The organism is Streptococcus mitis SK564, assembly GCF_000148525.1.
GTDB lineage: Bacteria > Bacillota > Bacilli > Lactobacillales > Streptococcaceae > Streptococcus > Streptococcus mitis_H.
On the sequence record NZ_AEDU01000007.1, the window covers coordinates 122,172 to 141,756 of the forward strand.

Sequence of the window (19,585 nt, forward strand, 5' to 3'; positions counted from 1 at the left end):
AAAGGAAGTGAAATGAAAATAGGAATTATTGCGGCTATGCCAGAAGAACTGGCTTATCTGGTTCAGCATTTAGACAATGCCCAAGAGCAAGTTGTTTTGGGGAATACTTATCATACAGGAACCATTGCCTCGCATGAAGTCGTTCTTGTAGAAAGTGGAATTGGTAAGGTCATGTCTGCTATGAGTGTGGCGATTTTGGCTGATCATTTTCAAGTGGATGCTCTTATTAATACGGGTTCAGCTGGGGCAGTAGCAGAAGGTATCGCTGTTGGGGATGTCGTGATTGCTGACAAATTAGCCTATCATGATGTGGATGTCACAGCTTTTGGTTATGCTTATGGACAAATGGCGCAACAACCACTTTATTTCGAATCAGATAAAACCTTTGTCACTAAAATCCAAGAGAGTTTATCTCAACTGGATCAAAACTGGCATCTTGGTTTGATTGCTACAGGAGATAGTTTTGTTGCAGGAAATGATAAGATAGAAGCGATTAAGTCTCATTTCCCAGATGTTTTAGCCGTGGAGATGGAGGGGGCAGCGATTGCTCAGGCAGCGCATGCCCTTAATCTTCCAGTTTTAGTTATCCGAGCTATGAGTGACAATGCCAACCATGAAGCAAACATCTCTTTTGATGAGTTTATTATCGAAGCTGGACGTCGCTCTGCCCAAGTCTTATTAGCCTTTTTGAAGGCTTTAGATTAAGCGGAAATTTGACAGTTTATCTAGCTTATGATAAGATTTAAATAAAGAAAAGCTAGAAAACGTTTCAGAGGATATTATGAGTATTGAAATGACCGTCAGTGAGATTGCAGAGGTCTTAGGATTATCTCGCCAAGCAATCAATAACCGTGTCAAAGAATTACCAGAAGAAGACACAGATAAAAATGACAAAGGGGTAACAGTCGTTACCAGAAGTGGCTTGATTAAGCTAGAAGAAATCTATAAAAAAACGATTTTTGAAGATGAGCCTGTCAGTGAAGATGTCAAGCAACGTGAACTGATGGAGATTCTGGTTGATGAGAAGAATGCAGAAATTCTTCGTCTCTATGAACAATTAAAAGCCAAGGATCGTCAGTTATCAGAAAAAGACGAGCAGATGCGCATCAAAGACCGTCAGATTGCTGAGAAAGACAAACAACTTGATCAGCAGCAACAATTGACCCTTCAAGCCATGAAGGATCAAGAAAATCTTAAGCTAGAGCTGGACCAAGCAAAAGAAGAAGTCCAATCCACTAAGAAAGGCTTTTTTGCTCGTTTATTTGGAGGATAATCAAGGAGCTGTTTAGGTTAAATGCTAACCTGATGGCTTCTTTTATTTGTGAATAGTATAGTTGCTCAAAATGAATAAGAAGATAGACAGTAGAGGAGAAGGATAGAATGGAACGATTAGAAGATTACATTGCTTTTGACTTAGAATTTAATCAGCACGAAGGACAAACACACTTGATTCAAGTATCAGCAGTGCGTTTTAGAGATGGTCAGGAAATCGACGCCTATGATTCCTATGTCCATACTAGTGTGCCTCTAAAGAGTTTTATCAATGGATTGACAGGGATTACAGCTGAGACCTTAAAAGATGCTCCACCAGTGGAGAAAGTTATCAAAGATTTCCAAGAGTTTGTGGGTTCTTTACCCATGGTTGGATACAATGCCGCTAAAAGTGATTTGCCTATTCTAGCAGAGCATGGTTTAGATTATAGCCAGCAGTACAAGGTAGATTTGTATGATGAAGCCTTTGAACGTCGGAGTTCGGATTTACATGGTATTGCCAATCTCAAATTGCAAACTGTTGCCTCATTTCTTGGATTTCAAGGTCAGTCTCATAATAGCTTGGAGGATGCTCGTATGACGGCGCGTGTTTACGAGTTCTTCTTAGAGTCAGATCAAGCTAGAGAATTATTAGGGACAGAAAGTAGTCTTTCAAACAATCCTTTTGGAGGCTTGGACTTGTCTCAATTATTTGACTAGGAGTGACTATGAAACCTGAAAAACCTAAAAATCTAGGTTTTAAGCAGATATACTTTAATCTAGATAAAATTCTCTTTCTCTTTTTCTTGATATTCATGATGATTGAGTTTGTCTGGTTACCACTTAATTCTTGGATTGCTGGACTTTTACTCCGTCAGACAGGTTATCTCTTTCTTTCATACAATAATATTTTTGCCATTATAAAAGGGTCGCCATTTGTTAGTCTTGCTTTATTTGTTCTGGTAATCGTTAATTTACTGATCGCCTATTACCAGATAGGACTTCTCTTTATCGGAGCTCGACACCTCCTCTATCACGAAAGGAGGACCTTGCTGGAGTACAGTCGCAAGGTCTTTCGCCAAAGTTTCTTATTTATGAGACAAGTGACGATTTCCAAAATGGCCTTTATCTTCTTTTATGTCATGATGCTCTTTCCATTGATTCGAAAGATTTTAAAGATTTATTACCTCAATAAAATTGTCATTCCGGACTTTATTGTTGATTATGTGGAAGACAAGTATTGGCTTGTAGGTATAGTGGTTACTATTCTGGCTTTACTTCTGTTTTATATTTCAGTGCGTTTCATGTTTGCCCTATCTCAGCTTTTATTTGAGAAAAAAACAGTCAAAGAAGCAGTCAGATACAGTCTAGAGAAGACAAGAAAGTACTCCTGGTTTTATATCTGGAACTTACTTTGGATTATCGTTAAAACGTATCTATTTTTCATTCTTCTCTTGATTCCAATTTTAGCAAGTCAGGCACTGATGGATGGTTTGACCCATAGGGAATCTCTTGTGCTGGGAATTATCAACTTTGTCTTGATTAAGAATTTCCACTATATGGCCTTGACTTACTTTCTCATTAAGTTTGTTTCCTTTTTGACAGGGGAGGAATTAGAAATCACACCAAGGAGAAAGAAAGACCACTGGATGAGATGGGGAGTGATGGGCTGTGCTTGTATCTTTTTCGCTCTTGAGGGTTATGTTTATTTAGAAGCTCCAGTTTCACATAAACCTTTAATTATCTCTCATCGCGGTGTTTCAGATAAAAATGGTGTTCAAAATACCGTTCAATCACTAGAAAAAACCGCTCAGTTATCTCCAGATTTCGTTGAGACAGATGTTCAGGAAACAAAAGATGGCCAGTTTGTCATGATGCATGATGCCAATATCAAGAATCTGACAGGAGTTAATGCCAATCCTCAGGATCTAACTTTGGATGAATTAACCAAACTTGATATTTCTGAAAATGGCTATCATACCAAGGTATCTAGTTTTGATGACTACCTTAACAAAGCCAATGAATTGCATCAGAAACTTCTTATTGAGATTAAAACCAGTCGAAAAGATAGCCCAGATATGATGAAACGATTTATGGAAAAATATGGCACGGTTCTTAAGCAGAATGGTCACCAAATGCAATCTTTAGACTACCATGTGATTGACCAGGTGTTGGCCTATGACTCACAAATTCCAGTTTATTTCATCCTACCTTACAATAGTATTTTCCCAAGAACTAAGGCTACAGGTTATACCATGGAGTATTCAACTTTAGATGAAAATTTTGTCAACAAGCTTTGGAATACCGATCAGAAATTGTACGTGTGGACCATCAATAGTTCAGAGTCTTTTGATAAATCTGTTCAGCTAGGAGCAGATGGCATGATAACAGATGACTTGGAAATGATTCAAGATCAAGTTACCATTGCCGAAGAAGACCCAGAGTATACTGAATTGCTTTTCAAACAGGCCATGGAATTCTTTAATTTTTAGTAAGCAAAAAGAGGTTGAGCAAAAAATCACCTCTAAAATATCAAAAAAACGAGCGATGTATCAGTTGGATATGCTCGTTTTATTATGCCATGGTTTATAATTGATACCCAATGAAAATCAAAGAGCAAACTAGGAAGCTAGCCGTAGGTTGCTCAAAGTACAACTTTGAGGTTGCAGATAAAACTGACGAAGTCAGTAACATACGTACGGTAAGGTGATGCTGACGTGGTTTGAAGAGATTTTCGAAGAGTATGAAATAAGAATAAAACAGGAAGTAATGCCTATGAAGTGGTTGAACTAGGTTATTTATGTCAGATGTAAAAGGGTTACTAACTTCTGCGTGAAGAAGGCTTTTGAATTTATGTCAAACAGAAAATGGATGTTTTCCCTTTTGGGGCAGATGAGAGAGTATTTTTGGCATGTGCAGAGTTTATGTTAGAAATAAATAAACTGTCATAACATCGCTAGGATTCATCTTTATGAGTATGAATCTCACAAAATTGGTCAAGAATCTAGCATCTAAAACATCAATTATACAAAAACACAGTTTCTCTTTAGCTTGATTGTGGTCAAGACAGAAGTTACTGCGCAGTTTTATTTTTTGAGTTGATTTTTCTTAGATCATGTGCTTACTGAGGATTGCTTTTATTTTCTGAAGTTGGCGGATTGACCTGTTTTTCGTTTTCAGTAGCAGGTTTACTTGGAGTAGGAGCAGGAGTAGAAGAATCCTGAGTTGATGTTTTCTGCTCTTCTTTTTTCTCTTCCTTGACGCTAGATTTTGGCGTTTCTTCTTGTTGTGTTTTTTCTTGAGAGGTGTGATTTTCCTTATTGGGACTAGTATTTTCCTTAGGGGATTCTTTTTGAATTTCTTTGACAATAGTTGTCGTCTGGCTTGTCGTAGGTTCTTTTTTAGTATTTTTGTTATTATCCAAGGCGTTCATGATAGTGATACTTGCGGTAATCAAGCCAAGGATACTAGCGATTGTAGCAACGGTTTTTTGAAAAATCGTGAAGCCTTTTTTGATGTGTTCTGTTTTTGGTTTTGAAGTTCTACGATAATTAGACATACATTCTCTCCTTTAATTAAAACTTATTATACCGCATTTCTTTAAAAAAATCTTAAAAAAAGAGGAATTGCCCTTTCTTGTCGCAGGCTCCGTTTCATGATACAATAGAAGAAGTGATTTTAGAAAGCGTGAGAAAACATGATTTACTTTGATAATTCGGCGACGACCAAGCCCTATCCTGAAGCACTTGAAACTTATATGCAGGTCGCTTCAAAAATTTTAGGAAATCCATCTAGTCTCCATCGTTTGGGAGACCAGGCAACACGAATTTTAGATGCTTCCCGTCAACAGATTGCAGATTTAATCGGTAAGAAAAGTGATGAAATCTTCTTTACATCTGGTGGAACAGAAGGTGATAACTGGGTTATCAAGGGTGTGGCCTTTGAAAAAGCCCAGTTTGGAAAGCACATCATTGTATCATCCATTGAACATCCGGCAGTCAAAGAGTCAGCCCTCTGGTTAAAAAGTCAAGGATTTGAAGTGGATTTTGCTCCAGTTGATAACAAAGGATTTGTGGATGTTGAGGCGCTAGCAGATTTGATACGACCAGATACGACCCTCGTTTCCATCATGGCAGTTAACAATGAAATTGGCTCGATTCAACCTATTCAAGCTATTTCAGAACTGTTGGCAGATAAGCCAACTATTTCCTTCCACGTTGATGCGGTTCAAGCACTTGCTAAGATTCCAACTGAAAAATATCTGACAGAACGAGTGGATTTCGCGACCTTCTCTAGTCACAAGTTCCACGGGGTTCGAGGTGTTGGTTTTGTCTATATCAAGTCTGGCAAGAAGATTACGCCTCTCTTGACAGGTGGTGGTCAGGAACGTGATTACCGTTCGACAACTGAAAATGTGGCAGGGATTGCAGCGACAGCCAAGGCTCTCCGCTTGTCTATGGAAAAGCTAGATATCTTTACTAGTAAGACTGGACAGATGAAGACAGTGATTCGTCAAGCCCTTCTGGATTATCCAGATATTTTTGTCTTCTCGGATGAGGAAGACTTCGCACCTCATATCCTGACTTTTGGAATCAAGGATGTTCGTGGAGAAGTCATCGTTCACGCCTTTGAAGACTATGATATTTTCATCTCAACAACCTCTGCTTGTTCGTCCAAGGCTGGGAAACCTGCAGGAACTTTGATTGCCATGGGAGTGGACAAGGATAAGGCCCAGTCAGCTGTGCGTCTTAGCCTAGACCTTGAAAATGATATGAGTCAGGTCGAGCAGTTTTTGACCAAGCTAAAATTAATTTACAATCAAACTAGAAAAGTAAGATAGGAGCATTTATGCAGTATTCAGAAATTATGATTCGCTATGGAGAATTGTCAACCAAACACAAAAATCGTATGCGTTTCATCAATAAACTTCGTAATAATATTTCAGACGTTTTGTCTATCTATCCCCAAGTTAAGGTAACCGCAGATCGCGACCGTGCCCACGCTTACCTCAATGGAGCTGATTACACCGCAGTAGCAGAATCTCTCAAACAAGTATTTGGAATTCAAAACTTCTCTCCCGTTTATAAAGTCGAAAAGTCTGTGGAAGTTCTTAAGTCTGCTGTCCAAGAGATTATGAAAGAAACTTACAAGGAAGGGATGACCTTTAAAATCACTGGAAAGCGTAGCGACCACACCTTTGAACTTGATAGTCGTGAACTCAATCAAACTCTTGGTAGTGCTGTCTTCAAGGCTATCCCAAACGTGAAAGCTCAGATGAAAAATCCAGATATTAATCTTCAGGTTGAGATTCGTGAGGAAGCGGCTTATATTTCCTATGAAACCTTTCGTGGAGCAGGAGGATTACCTGTGGGAAGTTCTGGTAAAGGCATGCTCATGTTGTCAGGAGGAATTGATTCACCTGTGGCGGGTTATCTAGCTCTTAAACGAGGGGTAGATATTGAGGCAGTTCACTTTGCCAGCCCACCTTACACGAGTCCTGGTGCTCTTAAAAAAGCCCAAGATTTGACTCGTAAATTAACCAAGTTTGGGGGCAATATCCAGTTTATTGAAGTACCTTTCACAGAGATTCAAGAGGAAATCAAGGCTAAAGCGCCAGAAGCCTATCTTATGACCTTGACACGCCGTTTTATGATGCGAATTACTGACCGTATTCGTGAGGTACGAAATGGTTTGGTTATCATCAATGGGGAAAGTCTTGGTCAAGTAGCTAGCCAGACCTTGGAAAGCATGCAGACTATCAACGCTGTGACCAGCACTCCAGTCATTCGTCCTGTGGTCACCATGGACAAGTTGGAAATCATTGACATCGCCCAAGTAATCGATACCTTTGATATTTCTATCCAGCCTTTTGAAGACTGCTGTACGATTTTTGCACCTGACCGTCCTAAGACCAATCCTAAGATTAAAAATGCAGAGCAGTATGAAAAACGGATGGATGTTAAGGGCCTAGTTGAGAGAGCAGTGGCAGGGATTATGATTACTGAGATTACACCGCAGGTTGAAAAAGATGAAGTCGATGACTTGATTGACAATCTCCTCTAATCAGAAAATCCAAAAGAATTTAGAAAAATAAATGAAAAAGTTAGTTTTTAATCCAAAAATGGAAGCAAAGCTAACTTTTTTTCTATAATTGTGATATAATGAGATAAAATTTTGAATATAGAGAGTTTTCTGACAATGAATCAATCCTACTTTTATTTAAAAATGAAAGAACACAAACTCAAGGTTCCTTATACTGGTAAGGAGCGCCGTGTGCGTGTTCTTCTGCCTAAAGATTATGAAAAAGACACGGATCGTTCCTATCCTGTGGTTTACTTTCATGACGGGCAAAATGTCTTTTATAGTAAAGAATCCTTTATTGGTCATTCATGGAAGATTATCCCAGCTATTAAGCGTAATCCTGATATCAGTCGCATGATTGTCGTTGCCATTGACAATGATGGTATGGGGCGGATGAATGAGTATGCGGCTTGGAAGTTCCAAGAATCTCCTATTCCAGGCCAGCAGTTTGGCGGTAAGGGTGTGGAGTATGCCGAGTTTGTCATGGAAGTGGTCAAGCCTTTTATCGATGAGACCTACCGTACAAAAGCTGATCGCCAGCATACGGCTATGATTGGTTCCTCTCTAGGTGGCAATATTACCCAGTTTATCGGTTTGGAATACCAAGACCAAATTGGTTGTCTAGGTGTCTTTTCATCTGCAAACTGGCTCCACCAAGAATCCTTTAACCGCTATATCGGTCGCCAGAAACTATCTCCTGACCAGCGCATCTTTATCTATGTGGGAACAGAAGAAGCGGATGATACAGACAAGACCCTGATGGCTGGTAATATCAAACAAGCCTATATCGACTCGTCGCTTCGCTATTACCATGATTTGATAGCAGGGGGAGTTCATCTGGATAACCTTGTCTTGAAAGTTCAGTCTGGTGCCATCCATAGTGAAATCCCTTGGTCGGAGAATTTACCAGACTGTCTGAGATTTTTTGCAGAGAAATGGTAAGTTAGAAAAGGAGAAAGCCAATGCATATTGAAAACCTTAGCCACTGGAGTGGCAATCTTAACCGTGAAATGTACCTTAATCGTTATGGACATGCTGGGATTCCAGTTGTGGTTTTTGCTTCATCAGGTGGTAGTCACAATGAATACTATGATTTTGGCATGATTGATGCTTGTGCTTCCTTTATAGAGGAAGGTCGTGTCCAGTTCTTTACCCTATCTAGTGTTGACAGTGAGAGCTGGTTGGCTACTTGGAAAAATGCTCATGACCAAGCGGAAATGCACCGTGCTTACGAACGTTATGTGATTGAGGAGGCCATTCCTTTTATCAAGCACAAGACAGGTTGGTTTGATGGCATGATGACGACAGGTTGCTCCATGGGAGCCTATCATGCACTCAATTTCTTCCTCCAGCATCCAGATGTTTTTACCAAGGTGATAGCTCTTAGTGGTGTTTACGACGCACGTTTCTTTGTCGGCGATTACTACAACGATGATGCTATTTACCAAAACTCGCCAGTAGATTATATCTGGAATCAGAACGACGGCTGGTTTATTGACCATTACCGTCAGGCAGAGATTGTGCTTTGTACGGGGCTTGGTGCTTGGGAACAAGACGGTCTACCGTCTTTCTACAAGCTCAAAGAAGCCTTTGAGCAGAAACAAATTCCAGCCTGGTTTGCTGAATGGGGACATGATGTCGCTCACGACTGGGAATGGTGGCGCAAACAAATGCCTTATTTCCTTGGAAATCTCTATTTATAAAAGGAGTTACCTATGAATTACCTTGTTATTTCTCCCTACTATCCGCAAAATTTTCAACAGTTTACAATTGAGCTAGCTAATAAAGGCATCACAGTCTTGGGAATTGGCCAAGAACCTTACGAACAATTGGATGAACCTTTACGCAATAGCCTGACCGAGTATTTCCGTGTAGATAACCTTGAGAACATAGATGAAGTCAAATGTGCAGCTGCTTTTCTCTTTTATAAACATGGCCCAATTGATCGCATCGAGTCTCATAATGAATACTGGCTTGAGCTGGATGCAACACTCAGAGAACAATTCAATGTCTTTGGTGCCAAACCAGAGGATCTCAAAAAGACGAAATTTAAGTCTGAAATGAAGAAACTCTTTAAAAAAGCAGGTGTCCCTGTGGTACCTGGAGCTGTTATCAAGACGGAAGCAGATGTTGATCAATCTGTGAAAGAAATCGGCCTTCCAATGATTGCCAAACCTGATAATGGAGTGGGCGCAGCGGCCACCTTCAAGCTTGAGACAGAAGACGATATCAATCACTTCAAGGCTGAATGGGACCATTCGACCGTTTATTTCTTTGAGAAATTTGTCACGTCTAGTGAAATCTGTACCTTTGATGGTCTTGTGGACAAGGATGGTAAAATCGTCTTTTCAACGACCTTTGACTACGCCTATACACCACTTGATCTCATGATTTACAAGATGGATAATTCCTACTATGTGCTCAAGGATATGGATCCTAAACTGCGCAAATATGGTGAAGCGATTGTTAAGGAATTTGGTATGAAAGAACGTTTCTTCCATATTGAGTTCTTCCGCGAGGGGGACGATTATATCGCTCTTGAGTACAATAACCGTCCTGCAGGTGGTTTTACCATTGATGTTTATAACTTTGCTCATTCTTTGGACCTTTATAGTGGCTACGCAGCTATTGTCGCAGGAGAAGAGTTCCCAGCGTCAGAGTTTGAACCTCAGTATTGTTTGGCTACTTCTCGCCGTGCAAATGCCCACTATGTTTATTCTGAGGAGGAATTGCTTGCCAAATATAGTCAGCAGTTCAAGGTTAAAAAAATCATGCCAGCGGCCTTTGCGGAACTTCAAGGAGATTACCTGTATATGTTGACAACTCCGAGTCAACAAGAAATGGAGCAAATGATTGCAGATTTTGGACAACGTCAGGCTTAAGGGACTATAGGGTTAGGGAAAATGACTTTCTTAATCCTTTTGTTTTTTATGAGAAACACAGCAGATTGAAACAAGAATAGGACGAAACAGCCTCGTAAAGAGGCTGGGACAAAAAGATTTTGATTTTAGGAATTCTTTATTATAAATTTTTAAAATCGATAGATTAGGAAAAAAGCGAACAAGACAAAATTCTGAATGTCAGATAACTCATTTTGTTCGCTTTTTATATTTAAGGTTAGACTTTTGTCCCAAACTCTTTTGAGGTGCTTTTTGATATGAGCCTAGGTTTTCTCAGTAAGATTGTACTCAGGTGAGTGGGGAGGAATAAGAAATAAAGCTACTTTTTCTGGGGCTTGTTCATAGTAGGTATGATTCTTTTTTTCGAGTGTAGCCCATAGCTTTGAGAGCATAGTGGATTGAAATAAGATGTGAACAAAGTGATTGAGAAAGTCAATTTTTTCTAGAAATATTTTAGCAACCGTAATGTACTACTCTAGATTCAATACGCTATAGTTGGATGACAGTCAAATTCAGAAGCTATTTCAGTCAAATAAACGTCTGGATTGTCAGTAAGATAGTTTTTAAGTCTATCTCTATCAACTTTTCTTGGTTTTGTTCCTTTTACTTGATGGTTTAGATCACCTATTTTCTCTTTTAGATAATGGGATTGCGTGAGATTTGGAAAACGTGTGATGCTTCTGTTATACTACCTGTTCGCTTACAATAGGCGAGAGTTTTTTTACGTAAATCTATTGAATATGGCATAAGATGACTGCACAACATTGTGTACTATCTTTAGTTCATTTTGTCATATCTCTGTCGAAACAGATTACTAATATTAATGCACGGGCTCTATGTATATCAAAAACAAGTTCAGTTATTGAACAGATTGCATCAAACGATATAGAAGAATAATTTGAGTTTTTTATGTAATTTTTATATAGGATTCATTACGACAGATACCTTAGATTCTTTTTATTGAAGAAATTTTCTGAAAATTACAAAATATGCTTGCTATTTTAGAAAAATAGTGTAGAATAAAAGAAATAGGTTTTTAGAATAAGGAGTGGAATATGACAGTAACGATTGATTGGGAAAATCTCGGTTTTTCCTATATGAAATTACCTTATCGCTATATTGCTCATTTTAAAAATGGACAATGGAATCAAGGAGAGCTTACAGAGGATGCAACTTTGCATATTTCAGAGTCTTCTCCAAGTCTCCACTACGGACAACAAGCATTTGAAGGATTGAAAGCTTATCGTACTAAGGATGGTAGTATTCAACTTTTCCGTCCTGATGAAAATGCTAAACGCCTGCAACGTACTTGTGACCGTCTCTTGATGCCACAAGTTCCAACAGAAATGTTTGTAGAAGCTTGTAAGGCAGTTGTCCGCGCGAATGAAGAATACGTACCACCATATGGCACAGGTGGAACCCTTTATCTTCGTCCCCTTTTAATTGGTGTTGGAGATATTATCGGGGTAAAACCAGCGGAGGAATACATTTTCACCATCTTTGCTATGCCAGTTGGGAATTACTTTAAGGGTGGTTTGGTTCCAACTAACTTCTTGATTCAGGATGAATACGACCGTGCTGCTCCAAATGGTACAGGCGCGGCTAAGGTTGGTGGGAACTATGCTGCCAGTCTCTTGCCAGGGAAATTGGCTAAATCACGCCATTTCTCAGATGTTATCTACCTAGACCCTTCAACTCATACAAAGATTGAAGAAGTCGGTTCAGCTAACTTCTTTGGAATTACAGCTGACAATGAATTTGTAACACCATTGAGTCCATCTATCTTGCCATCTATTACCAAATATTCTTTGCTTTATTTGGCAGAACATCGCTTGGGCTTAACTCCTGTTGAGGGGGATGTTCCAATTGATAACCTGGATCGTTTTGTAGAGGCAGGTGCTTGTGGTACAGCAGCGGTTATTTCTCCAATTGGAGGTATTCAACACGGTGATGATTTCCATATATTCTATAGTGAAACAGAAGTAGGTCCTGTGACTCGTAAACTCTATGATGAATTGACTGGTATTCAGTTTGGTGATATTGAAGCGCCAGAAGGATGGATTGTAAAAGTAGATTAAAATAAACAAAAGGAGATTTTTATGAAATCGAAAAAGTGGCTCTTAACAGCAGGAGTGGTCCTGAGCACAACAGCTTTTTTAGTAGCTTGTGGAAAAGCTGATAAAGAAGCAGATGCACCGACAACATTTTCATATGTCTATGCAGTAGATCCAGCATCTTTGGACTATAGTATAGCGACTCGTACATCTACAACAGATGTCATCGGGAACGTGGTTGATGGCTTGATGGAAAACGACCAGTACGGAAATGTTATTCCTTCCTTGGCTGAGGATTGGTCTGTGTCAAAAGATGGTTTGACTTATACCTACAAACTTCGTAAAGGAGTTAAATGGTACACTTCTGAAGGTGAAGAATATGCAGAAGTAACAGCCCATGACTTTGTAGCAGGATTGAAACACGTAGCTGACGGTAAGTCAGACGGTGTCTCTCTCATCCAAAATTCAATCAAGGGTTTGGATGCCTACATGACTGGTGAGACGAACGATTTCTCTACAGTTGGTGTCAAGGCCTTGGATGATTACACAGTCGAATATACCCTAAACAAACCAGAAAGTTTCTGGAACTCTAAAGTTACAACAGCGACGATGTTGCCTGTAAATGAAGAGTTTTTGAAGGCATCAGGCAAAGATTATGGAGCAGTTACTCCAGCAGGGATTCTCTACAATGGTCCTTATATCTTGAAGACCTTGACTTCTAAATCGTTGATTGAATACGAGAAAAATCCAAACTACTGGGATAAAGAAAAGGTAAAAATTGAGAAGATTAAATTGACCTACTACGATGGTTCAGATCAGGAATCCTTGATTCGTAGCTTCTCTTCAGGTGCCTATACGACAGCTCGTCTCTTCCCAAGTAGCTCAAACTTTGCTTCAACTTTGGAACAATACGGAGATAAAATTACTTATAGCCCACAGGACTCAAGTAGCTATTACTTCACATTTAACGTAAATCGTCAGTCATACAATAAAACTGCGAAAACAAGTGAAGAGCAAAAGACTTCTACTAAAGAAGCTATGCTGAATAAGGACTTCCGTCAGGCTATTAACTTTGCCTTCAACCGTCATTCATATGCTGCTCAGCTAAATGGTGAAGACGGTGCGGACAAGATTATTCGTAACAGTCTCGTTCCTGACAACTTTGTACAAGCAGGTGGTAAGAACTTTGGCCAAATCGCCCAAGCAGAGTTGGTGAACTATGGTGACCAATGGAAAGGCGTTGAGCTAGTTGATGGTAAGGATTCTATCTACAACCCTGACAAGGCTAAAGCTGCCTTTGAAAAAGCTAAGAAAGACCTAGAATCTAAAGGGGTAACCTTCCCAATTCATTTGGATGTCCCAGTTGAACAGACAGATACCATCGCCGTTCAACAAAGCAACTCTTTCAAACAGTCTATCGAATCAACTCTTGGTGCTGAAAATGTTGTCATAGATGTTCTTCAAATGACAGATAATGAAAAAGAGACAATCACTTCTCAAGCGCGTGTTCCTTCTCAAAAAGACTATGATTTGAACAGTACAGGATGGGCTCCAAGCTACCAAGACCCAGCATCTTATTTAACTATCATGGATCCTAAATCAGGTTCTGCTATGAAACACCTTTGGTATTACTAAAGGAAAAGATAAGGATGTTGTAGCTAAGATTGGTTTGGATCAGTATAAGAAATTATTAGATGATGCGGATTCAGAAACTACTAATCTTGAAGAACGCTATGAAAAATATGCCAAGGCTCAAGCTTGGTTGACAGATAGTTCATTATTGATGCCAACAGCCTCATCTGGTGGTTCTCCAGTTGTAAGTAATGTTGTGCCATTCTCAAAACCATACTCACAAGTTGGTATTAAGGGTGACCCATATATCTTTAAAGGTATGAAATTGCAAAAAGATATCGTTACAACCAAAGAATATGAAGAAGCACTGAAAAAATGGCAAAAAGAAAAATTGGAATCAAACGGTAAATACCAAAAAGAACTAGAAAAACACATTAAATAAAGCAGAAAACTCTATATCAGACTTGGAATGATATAGAGTTTTTTCTTGCTAGTTTTAGGATTTTCTTGTAAAATAGAAAAAGTGAAGAGAGGTATGAAATGAGTAAGAAAGATAAAAAAATCGAAATTCAAGTAGCAGATGCAAAAGTTAATGTTGGTAAAGATAGTTTTGAAGGTTATACATTGACTATCGGTAAAAGAGTTATCGGAGAAATTGCCGAATTAGACGGACAATTTGCCATCATAAAGAATGGGAATGTCGATAGTTTTTATAAAAAATTGGAAAAAGCTGTGGAAATTTTGATTGAAAATTATAATTTAGCAAAATAAGTCTTGTTTTTTTGAAATTTTCATGATATAATAGTCCATGTTGATTGTAGGAGAGATAGCGAAGAGGCTAAACGCGGCGGACTGTAAATCCGCTCCTTCGGGTTCGGGGGTTCGAATCCCTCTCTCTCCATTTCATCAATGGGGTATAGCCAAGCGGTAAGGCAAGGGACTTTGACTCCCTCATGCGTTGGTTCGAATCCAGCTACCCCAGTTCTTAGGTAATGATCAAGATAAAAAGCAAAATATCTTAGGGTATTTTATTTTTATAATTGAAAGACGTGAACGATATGAACATGTCCTTGCGGGTGCTTAGGAAAAAAATTATAAGTATGTCAAGTTTAAGAAAAACTTGATTGTTGGAGGATTTTTTAGATGAACGAATTTGAAGATTTGCTAAATAGCGTTAGCCAAGTTGAGACTGGTGATGTTGTTAGTGCTGAAGTATTGACAGTTGATGCGACTCAAGCTAACGTTGCAATCTCTGGAACTGGTGTTGAAGGTGTCTTGACTCTTCGCGAATTGACAAACGATCGCGATGCAGATATCAATGACTTTGTTAAAGTAGGAGAAGTATTGGATGTTCTTGTACTTCGTCAAGTAGTTGGTAAAGATACTGATACAGTTACATACCTTGTATCTAAAAAACGCCTTGAAGCTCGCAAAGCATGGGACAAACTTGTTGGTCGCGAAGAAGAAGTTGTTACTGTTAAAGGAACTCGTGCCGTTAAAGGTGGACTTTCAGTAGAATTTGAAGGTGTTCGTGGATTTATCCCAGCTTCAATGTTGGATACTCGTTTCGTACGTAACACTGAGCGTTTTGTAGGTCAAGAATTTGATGCTAAAATCAAAGAAGTTGACGCTAAAGAAAACCGCTTCATCCTTTCACGTCGTGAAGTTGTTGAAGCAGCTACAGCAGCAGCTCGCGCTGAAGTATTCGGTAAATTGGCTGTTGGTGATGTAGTAACTGGTAAAGTTGCACGTATCACAAGCTTCGGTGCTTTCATCGACCTTGGTGGTGTTGACGGATTGGTTCACTTGACTGAATTGTCACATGAACGTAACGTATCACCAAAATCAGTTGTAACTGTTGGTGAAGAAATTGAAGTGAAAATCCTTGATCTTAACGAAGAAGAAGGACGTGTATCACTTTCACTTAAAGCAACAACACCTGGACCATGGGATGGCGTTGAGCAAAAATTGGCTAAAGGTGATGTAGTAGAAGGAACAGTTAAACGTTTGACTGACTTCGGTGCATTTGTTGAAGTATTGCCAGGTATCGATGGACTTGTTCACGTATCACAAATTTCACACAAACGTATTGAAAATCCAAAAGAAGCTCTTAAAGTTGGTCAAGAAGTTCAAGTTAAAGTTCTTGAAGTTAACGCAGATGCAGAGCGCGTATCACTTTCTATCAAAGCTCTTGAAGAGCGTCCAGCTCAAGAAGAAGGACAAAAAGAAGAAAAACGTGCTCCACGTCCACGTCGTCCAAAACGTCAAGAAAAACGTGATTTCGAACTTCCAGAAACACAAACAGGATTCTCAATGGCTGACTTGTTCGGTGATATCGAACTTTAATTAAATTGAAAATTCACAAAATCCTTTGTTTACTAAACAAGGGATTTTTCTTTTGTCTGTAAGCCTTTTTTGATATAATAGTTCTATGTTAGAATCAGAAAAACAATCACGTTATCAAATGTTAAATGAAGAGCTCTCTTTTTTATTGGAAGGTGAAAGTAATGTTTTGGCTAATCTTTCCAACTCCAGTGCTCTTTTAAAATCACGTTTTCCTAATACCGTATTTGCAGGCTTCTATTTGTTCGATGGAGAGGAATTGATTTTAGGTCCCTTCCAAGGTGGTGTTTCCTGCATCCGTATTGCGCTAGGCAAGGGTGTTTGTGGTGAGGCAGCTCACTTTCAGGAAACTGTTCTGGTTGGAGATGTGACGACCTATCCTAACTATATTTCTTGTGATAGTCGTGCTAAAAGTGAAATTTGTGCCGATGATAAAGAATGGTCAATTACTTGGAGTTCTGGATCTGGATTCTTCAGAGATTGATGATTATGATGCTATGGATAGAGATTATTTGGAACAATTTGTCGCTATTTTGCTTGAAAAGACAGAATGGGACTTTACAATGTTTGGGGAGAAAGCCTAATGTATCAAGCACTTTATCGAAAATATAGAAGTCAAAACTTCTCCCAGTTGGTTGGACAGGAAGTTGTGGCTAAGACTCTTAAACAAGCTGTGGAGCAAGAAAAAATAAGTCACGCTTATCTTTTTTCTGGTCCTCGTGGAACGGGAAAAACCAGTGTAGCTAAGATTTTTGCCAAGGCTATGAACTGTCCAAATCAAGTGGGTGGGGAACCTTGTAATAACTGCTATATTTGTCAAGCAGTGACGGACGGTAGTTTAGAAGATGTCATTGAAATGGATGCGGCCTCTAATAATGGGGTAGATGAAATCCGTGAAATTCGTGATAAATCTACTTATGCCCCTAGTCTTGCCCGTTATAAGGTCTATATCATAGACGAGGTTCACATGCTGTCTACAGGGGCTTTTAATGCCCTCCTAAAGACGCTGGAAGAGCCAACACAGAATGTGGTCTTTATTTTGGCCACTACTGAATTGCACAAGATTCCTGCCACTATCTTATCCCGTGTGCAACGTTTTGAGTTTAAATCGATTAAGACACAGGATATTAAGGAACATATCCACTATATTTTAGAAAAAGAAAATATCAGTTCTGAACCAGAGGCTGTGGAAATTATCGCAAGACGGGCTGAAGGTGGGATGCGGGATGCCTTGTCTATTTTGGATCAAGCCCTGAGTTTGACACAGGGAAATGAGTTGACGACTGCTATCTCTGAAGAAATTACAGGAACTATTAGTCTGTCAGCCTTGGATGATTATGTGGCTGCCTTATCTCAGCAGGATGTTCCCAAAGCCTTAGCTTGCTTAAATCTTCTCTTTGAGAATGGTAAGAGCATGACTCGTTTTGTGACCGACCTTTTGCACTATTTAAGAGATTTGTTAATTGTTCAAACATGGGGAGAAAACACTCATCATAGTCCAGTCTTTGTGGAGAATTTGGCAATTCATCAAGAAAATTTGTTTGAAATGATTCGTTTGGCGACAGTTAGTTTAGCAGATATTAAGTCTAGTTTGCAACCCAAGATTTATGCTGAGATGATGACTATTCGGTTGGCGGAGGTTAAGCCTGAACCAGCTCTTTCAGGGGCGGTTGAAAGTGAAATTTCTGCATTGAGACAGGAAGTTGCGCGTCTTAAGCAAGAACTAGCAAATGTAGGAACTATACCCAAGCCAACTAGTCCAGCACCTAGTCGCCCAGCAACAGGCAAGACAGTCTATCGTGTAGATCGCAATAAAGTTCAATCTATCTTACAAGAGGCCGTTGAAAATCCTGATTTAGCACGTCAAAACCTGATTCGTTTGCAGAATGCCTGGGGAGAGGTGATTGAAAGTCTAGGTGGCCCTGATAAGGCTCTGTTAGTTGGATCTCAACCTGTTGCGGCCAATGAACACCACGCTATTCTTGCTTTTGAGTCTAACTTCAATGCTGGTCAAACCATGAAACGAGACAATCTTAACACCATGTTTGGCAACATCCTCAGTCAGGCAGCAGGTTTTTCACCTGAGATTTTAGCCATTTCCATGGAGGAATGGAAAGAAGTTCGCGCAGCCTTTTCAGCTAAAGCTAAATCTTCTCAAGCTGAAAAAGAAGCAGAAGAAAGTCTGATACCAGAAGGATTTGAATTTTTGGCTGATAAAGTGAAGGTAGAGGAAGACTAAAGAAAGATTTCATGATACAATAAGTTTATGAATAGACAACAATTTATTATCATCGCGCTGTTTACAGCTGCTGAGACCTATTTTTTCAATGAAGCTTGGATGACTGGTCGTTATATTATGGCAGCCTTTTGGGCTATTTTGCTCTTTAGAAATTTTCGAGTTAGTTATTTGATGGGCAAGATTGTAGATATCATTGATCAGCATTTGAAAGGAAAAGACTAGTCCTCAGCTTCTAGACAAAATCAAAGCCTTTTAGGCTTTTTTTTGTTATACTATAAAAGTATATTTATTGACCTTTTACCGTATTTTCTAGGGAAATTAAGTATGTTTCTAGTAAGTACTGTAAAGGCCTTGAAAAAGAAAGGAACTATCATGTCAGTATTAGAGATCAAAGATCTTCACGTTGAGATTGAAGGAAAAGAAATTTTAAAAGGGGTTAACCTGACCCTGAAAACAGGCGAAATCGCCGCTATCATGGGGCCAAATGGTACTGGTAAATCGACTCTTTCTGCCGCTATCATGGGAAATCCAAACTATGAAGTTACCAAAGGTGAAGTCTTGCTTGACGGCGTAAACATCCTTGAATTGGAAGTTGACGAGCGTGCGCGTATGGGACTTTTCCTTGCTATGCAATACCCATCAGAAATTCCTGGTATTACTAACGCTGAGTTTCTTCGTGCAGCCATGAATGCTGGTAAAGAAGATGATGAAAAGATTTCAGTTCGTGAGTTTATTACTAAACTAGACGAGAAGATGGAATTGCTCAACATGAAAGAAGAAATGGCAGAGCGTTACCTCAACGAAGGTTTCTCTGGTGGTGAGAAAAAACGTAATGAAATTCTTCAACTCTTGATGTTGGAACCAACATTTGCCCTTTTGGACGAGATTGACTCTGGTCTTGATATTGATGCCCTTAAAGTTGTGTCTAAAGGTGTCAATGCCATGCGTGGTGAAGGTTTTGGTGCTATGATCATCACTCACTACCAACGTCTTTTGAACTACATTACACCTGATGTGGTACACGTCATGATGGAAGGTCGTGTTGTCCTTTCTGGTGGTCCAGAATTGGCTGCGCGTTTGGAGCGTGAAGGATACGCAAAACTAGCTGAAGAACTTGGCTACGACTACAAGGAAGAATTGTAATT

16 protein-coding genes, 2 tRNA genes and 4 pseudogenes are annotated in these 19,585 nt (G+C 39.4%); 20 read left to right on the forward strand and 2 right to left on the reverse strand.

Annotation, left to right across the window (positions count from 1 at the left end; translation table 11 throughout):
* Positions 1-12 precede the first annotated feature (12 nt).
* The 5 genes and pseudogenes from SMSK564_RS05310 to SMSK564_RS13600 all read left to right on the forward strand — a co-directional run.
* The gene (locus tag SMSK564_RS05310) at positions 13-705 is read left to right on the forward strand and encodes a 5'-methylthioadenosine/adenosylhomocysteine nucleosidase (protein ID WP_000689779.1); all 693 of its coding nucleotides are present in this window, start codon (positions 13-15) and stop codon (positions 703-705) included.
* Between the two features lie 76 nt (positions 706-781).
* The gene (rocS, locus tag SMSK564_RS05315) at positions 782-1,273 is read left to right on the forward strand and encodes a chromosome segregation protein RocS (protein ID WP_000021242.1); all 492 of its coding nucleotides are present in this window, start codon (positions 782-784) and stop codon (positions 1,271-1,273) included.
* Between the two features lie 107 nt (positions 1,274-1,380).
* Positions 1,381-1,971 (forward strand): 3'-5' exonuclease, encoded by a 591-nt coding sequence (locus SMSK564_RS05320; protein ID WP_000440245.1) that lies wholly within the window; start codon positions 1,381-1,383, stop codon positions 1,969-1,971.
* Positions 1,972-1,979: 8 nt separating this feature from the next.
* A complete protein-coding gene (locus SMSK564_RS05325; protein WP_000801739.1) occupies positions 1,980-3,743 on the forward strand; it encodes a glycerophosphoryl diester phosphodiesterase membrane domain-containing protein in 1,764 nt (587 codons plus the stop codon).
* A gap of 357 nt (positions 3,744-4,100) precedes the next feature.
* A pseudogene (locus tag SMSK564_RS13600) lies at positions 4,101-4,353 on the forward strand (IS5/IS1182 family transposase); the annotation flags it as partial.
* A 19-nt stretch (positions 4,354-4,372) separates the two neighbouring features.
* Here the strand turns inward: SMSK564_RS13600 and SMSK564_RS05335 are convergent.
* Complete coding sequence (locus tag SMSK564_RS05335) at positions 4,373-4,810, reverse strand: DUF6556 family protein (RefSeq protein ID WP_000073906.1); 438 nt, start codon at positions 4,808-4,810, stop codon at positions 4,373-4,375.
* Between the two features lie 138 nt (positions 4,811-4,948).
* On the opposite strand from SMSK564_RS05335, the gene SMSK564_RS05340 reads away from it, so the two are divergent.
* From SMSK564_RS05340 to SMSK564_RS05360, 5 genes are all read left to right on the forward strand, one after another.
* Positions 4,949-6,091, forward strand: coding sequence for a cysteine desulfurase family protein (locus SMSK564_RS05340; RefSeq protein ID WP_000638917.1), 1,143 nt, complete (start codon positions 4,949-4,951; stop codon positions 6,089-6,091).
* An 8-nt stretch (positions 6,092-6,099) separates the two neighbouring features.
* Complete coding sequence (gene thiI / locus SMSK564_RS05345; RefSeq protein WP_001200097.1) at positions 6,100-7,314, forward strand: tRNA uracil 4-sulfurtransferase ThiI; 1,215 nt, start codon at positions 6,100-6,102, stop codon at positions 7,312-7,314.
* A gap of 135 nt (positions 7,315-7,449) precedes the next feature.
* The gene (locus tag SMSK564_RS05350) at positions 7,450-8,274 is read left to right on the forward strand and encodes an alpha/beta hydrolase (RefSeq protein ID WP_001076718.1); all 825 of its coding nucleotides are present in this window, start codon (positions 7,450-7,452) and stop codon (positions 8,272-8,274) included.
* A gap of 20 nt (positions 8,275-8,294) precedes the next feature.
* Positions 8,295-9,035 (forward strand): esterase family protein, encoded by a 741-nt coding sequence (locus SMSK564_RS05355; protein ID WP_000546812.1) that lies wholly within the window; start codon positions 8,295-8,297, stop codon positions 9,033-9,035.
* A gap of 12 nt (positions 9,036-9,047) precedes the next feature.
* Positions 9,048-10,214, forward strand: a complete 1,167-nt coding sequence (locus SMSK564_RS05360) for an ATP-grasp domain-containing protein (protein WP_001108603.1) — start codon at positions 9,048-9,050, stop codon at positions 10,212-10,214.
* A 326-nt stretch (positions 10,215-10,540) separates the two neighbouring features.
* Here the strand turns inward: SMSK564_RS05360 and SMSK564_RS12605 are convergent.
* Positions 10,541-10,979 (reverse strand): annotated as a pseudogene (locus SMSK564_RS12605) (IS630 transposase-related protein); the annotation flags it as partial.
* Between the two features lie 308 nt (positions 10,980-11,287).
* Here SMSK564_RS12605 and SMSK564_RS05375 point away from each other — a divergent pair.
* The 10 genes and pseudogenes from SMSK564_RS05375 to sufC all read left to right on the forward strand — a co-directional run bounded on the left by SMSK564_RS05375 (position 11,288) and on the right by sufC (position 19,583).
* Positions 11,288-12,310 (forward strand): branched-chain amino acid aminotransferase, encoded by a 1,023-nt coding sequence (locus tag SMSK564_RS05375; RefSeq protein ID WP_000219003.1) that lies wholly within the window; start codon positions 11,288-11,290, stop codon positions 12,308-12,310.
* Between the two features lie 21 nt (positions 12,311-12,331).
* Positions 12,332-14,300 (forward strand): annotated as a pseudogene (locus SMSK564_RS05380) (peptide ABC transporter substrate-binding protein).
* A 98-nt stretch (positions 14,301-14,398) separates the two neighbouring features.
* The gene (locus tag SMSK564_RS05385; protein ID WP_000037117.1) at positions 14,399-14,629 is read left to right on the forward strand and encodes a DUF2969 domain-containing protein; all 231 of its coding nucleotides are present in this window, start codon (positions 14,399-14,401) and stop codon (positions 14,627-14,629) included.
* A 49-nt stretch (positions 14,630-14,678) separates the two neighbouring features.
* Positions 14,679-14,759, forward strand: a tRNA-Tyr gene (locus tag SMSK564_RS0102075).
* Positions 14,760-14,768: 9 nt separating this feature from the next.
* Positions 14,769-14,840 (forward strand) — tRNA-Gln (locus tag SMSK564_RS0102080).
* Between the two features lie 161 nt (positions 14,841-15,001).
* Entirely contained in the window at positions 15,002-16,204 is a 1,203-nt protein-coding gene (gene rpsA, locus SMSK564_RS05390) for a 30S ribosomal protein S1 (protein WP_001001632.1), read from the forward strand.
* An 85-nt stretch (positions 16,205-16,289) separates the two neighbouring features.
* Positions 16,290-16,785: pseudogene (locus SMSK564_RS05395) on the forward strand (GAF domain-containing protein).
* The gene (gene dnaX / locus SMSK564_RS05400) at positions 16,785-18,440 is read left to right on the forward strand and encodes a DNA polymerase III subunit gamma/tau (RefSeq protein ID WP_000283780.1); all 1,656 of its coding nucleotides are present in this window, start codon (positions 16,785-16,787) and stop codon (positions 18,438-18,440) included. The pseudogene SMSK564_RS05395 and the gene dnaX overlap by 1 nt, the downstream one beginning before the upstream one ends.
* 27 nt (positions 18,441-18,467) lie before the next feature.
* On the forward strand, positions 18,468-18,662 hold the full coding sequence (locus SMSK564_RS0102090) for a DUF3272 domain-containing protein (protein WP_001081601.1): 195 nt from the start codon (positions 18,468-18,470) through the stop codon (positions 18,660-18,662).
* A 150-nt stretch (positions 18,663-18,812) separates the two neighbouring features.
* Positions 18,813-19,583, forward strand: coding sequence for a Fe-S cluster assembly ATPase SufC (gene sufC / locus SMSK564_RS05405; protein ID WP_004236241.1), 771 nt, complete (start codon positions 18,813-18,815; stop codon positions 19,581-19,583).
* The last annotated feature ends 2 nt before the right edge of the window (positions 19,584-19,585 follow it).